Genomic DNA, 3684 nt, shown 5'->3' on the forward strand with positions numbered 1-3684 from the left:
GGTAGCAAGATGAATGACGAAGACCTGCGACCAATCTCAAACGATGACGAAGATAATCAGAACGATTCGAGGAGCGAACAACGTGGTGCGGACACCCACGTTCCGGGGATACCTGCTCCTGAATTAACGCGGTCTCTGTATCCAGACGGTGAAGCGCTGGGCGATCAGATTGGTCCTTACCGGTTGCTGGAAACGCTAGGTGAAGGTGGAATGGGGACGGTCTTTCTAGCCGAACAGCGTGAACCCGTTCATCGGCGTGTTGCCTCGAAAATTATCAAGTCTGGTATGGATACCAGTCAGGTGATTGCCCGCTTTGAAGCCGAACGTCAGGCACTGGCGATGATGGACCATGCGAATATCGCTAAGGTTCTCGATGCGGGAACAACAGCCACGGGCCGTCCGTTCTTTGTGATGGAGTTGGTCAAAGGGACGCCGATTACCAAATTCTGCGATGATCACAAACTGGGGATCCGCGCGCGACTGGAACTGTTTAGCCAGGTGTGCAGCGCGGTTCAGCACGCACATCAAAAAGGGATCATCCATCGTGACCTGAAACCGAACAATATTCTGGTGACTCAGCAGGACGATCAACCGATTCCGAAGGTGATCGACTTTGGTCTGGTCAAAGCCACGAATCAGCGATTGACCGAGAAAACGTTGTTCACCACACACGGTCAGGTGCTGGGCACACTGGAGTATATGAGCCCGGAACAAGCACAACTGAATGAAGTCGACATTGATACGCGCAGCGATATTTATTCGTTGGGAGTCATCCTCTACGAATTGCTGGCCGGCAGCACCCCGCTGAGACGGGAGACTCTGCGCGAAGCGGGATACATGGAGATCCTCAAACGGATTAAGGAAGAGGAACCCGAACGTCCGAGCTCGCGAATCAGCGTTTCGATAGACACCCTGGAATCGATCTCATCGGTTCGTCAGGTCGAACCTCGTAAACTTTCGGCGATGGTGAAGGGCGACCTGGACTGGATCGTTCTCAAGGCAATGGAAAAGAACCGGTCTCGGCGGTACGAAACAGCAAACGGCCTTGCCTCCGACATCCGGCGGTATCTGACTGACGAGCCGATCGAGGCCCGCCCCCCCTCGGCAGGCTACCGGTTGCAAAAGCTGGTCCGTAAGAACCGGGTTGCGTTCGCTTTTGCCGCGACGGTAGCTTTGTTGCTGCTGGTCGGTATTTGCGTCAGTAGTTACCTGGCCCTCTGGGCGACCAGCGAAGCCCATGCGGCCCGCCTTGCTTCACAGCGCGCAGATGATGAACGGGACAAAGCAAAACATGCACAAGTAGAAGCAGAAAAATTGGAGCAAGCGGCCCGGAAAAGCCAAAAAAAAACGCGCCAAATACTTTACGCAGCTCATATGAATAGTGCGTTTCGGGCATCCGCAGATGGAAATACCAAATCACTGGTAGACTTACTTGAACAGCATCGGCCTCAAGTTGGCCAGGAAGACATGCGCGGATTCGAATGGTATTACCTCTTTAAGAAATACCACGACTCACATCAGATATTTCATTCAGCAGGAGTGATTGATCTTACAGTTCCTGAAAAAAGTACGGAAGTGTGGATCAACGACGGACTGATCGGGCGCTACGATTTTGAAAAAAAGAGAAAAACATGGATGTACCGTGGACCGGGTCCGGTCAGGAATTTTACGTTATCTTCTGATAAATCGAGACTTGCCGCCTGCCTGGAGACAGGATCAATCCTCATCTGGGATATCGCTGACAACAGGCAAGTCAGCATGTGGCAGGAAACATCAAATCTAAACGATTTTGCTTTCAGTGAAGATGGTCAACACCTTGTCATCGGGTTAGAAAACGGGCTGGCAAAAGTACATGACACAACAACGGGAAAAATGATCTATCAGTTATCAGGCCACTCGGGACCGGTCTGGTCAGTCGCCTGTTCGCCGGACGGAAACTGGATTGCTACTGGATCAGGAACTGCCCCTGTACCCTCAGGAACAGTCTTTTTATGGGATGCATTGACTGGTCAAGTTAAGAGCAAACTGACCTCCCATACTCACTTAATCTCGGCACTTCAATTTTCTCCCGATGGTCGCGTTCTGGCCGTGGGAACCGGAATTCACGATAGCGGCGTTCATCTTTGGAATGTTGAAGCGGGGAACAAAATTCGAGTGCTCAGCGGTCATCAGGGAGGAATTAACGCGATTTGCTTTTCCCCTGATGGGGCACTCATTGCCACAGGAGGTGTTAACGGAATCGTTCAAATCTGGGACTTTGATAACGTCGATGCACCAAGGGTTATTCAAGGACATGAAATACCGATTTCCGCAATCGCATTCACCAACGACCAAAAATGGCTCATTTCAAGTGATAGAGTGCATGGCGCGAAACTCTGGAACCTTGAAGAACAGACAAAGGAGTCTGAATTCGTTTCCTACAGTTCAAGTCTGAATGCTGTCGATTTTTCAGGAGATGGAAAGTTGATCGGGATGGTCGGGTGGCATGGTATGACGATTGCCGATGTCAGTACAGGTAAAACCATTCTTCAATCAGAGTCTGGCAACAAGCCAGGGCATGAAGCACACCTGTTGAAATTTACTCCGGAGAACGATGTGGTTGTAGCGGGTGGAGGAACAAACCCGGCTATGGGAAAAACTTCTGGTCCTGACAAATCAGGAAAGGCCACTTTGTGGAATATTAAAAATGCCCTGGCGACTCCGATTTACTCAGATCTGCAGTTCTTCATACAGTCTCTGGATATTTCACCGGATGGACGGTTCATTGCCGTTAAAATCGCGAATGAACCGGGCATTCGCATTTGGGACTGTCGAAGCAAAAAGCATAAAACGACACTCAAAGTTCATTCTGACGAAGTCAACGGCTTGAAGTTTCTTTCGGATAATCAGACGCTACTGGCCGTTTCCCCGGCAGGGATTCTTTATTTCGATACGAACTCATGGAGTTTGAGAAAACAGCGGCGCGATCAGCGGCGACTTTGGGGAAACAGCCTCTCACTGTCACCCGACGGGCAATTCCTTGCCATCAACGGATTCGGTGGCAGTACCAGTATTCTGGATACCAGGCGATCGGAAATCATTGCGGACTTTAGAGGGCACACCACCGGCTTTAAAGCTTCTTTTTCCCCGGATGGTAACACATTGGCCACCGCAGGCATGGACGGGAGAATTGTCCTGCGTCATGTTCCCTCGTGGCAGGAAATGGGAATTATAGAAAATGGATTCGAGAACTTTCGTGCGCTGGCATTTTCGCCGGACGGAAGCTGGCTGGTCACGGGAGGAGGTGGAACGTTTGGAGGCAGGAAACATTTCCTGTTCGAGGCAAGTCCCATTCAGGAAGAGTGGGAAGTGAGTGGCCACAGACATTTGATTCATGAACTCGCCCTATCGCCGGATGGAGGGGTTGTGGCAAGTGCCAGCCATGATGGAACAGTCAAGATTTGGAACAGCAGAGAGTGGTCAGAAATCGCTTCGCTTTCCGGTCACAAAGGGGTAGTGACAGGCGTGGCATTTTCACCAGACGGACACCTGCTTGCATCGATTCACTATGACTGGGAAACAAAGTCCGACCCTAAAGGCGGTCTCACTCTCTGGGATACAAAAACATGGAAACCTGTTTGGATACGTCAGAACGATGCCATGTTGACGACTGTTTCCTTCACGCCGGATAGCAGATCGATCATG

The 3684-nt window shown here is 50.8% G+C and carries 1 protein-coding gene; it reads left to right on the plus strand.

All coding sequences use genetic code 11. The features are described 5' to 3' along the window. On the plus strand, positions 1–3684 hold a 3684-nt coding region (locus Q0294_RS01415), incomplete at both ends, for a protein kinase (RefSeq protein WP_299460058.1).

The sequence above is a fragment of the uncultured Gimesia sp. genome, from assembly GCF_937919775.1.
GTDB lineage: Bacteria > Planctomycetota > Planctomycetia > Planctomycetales > Planctomycetaceae > Gimesia.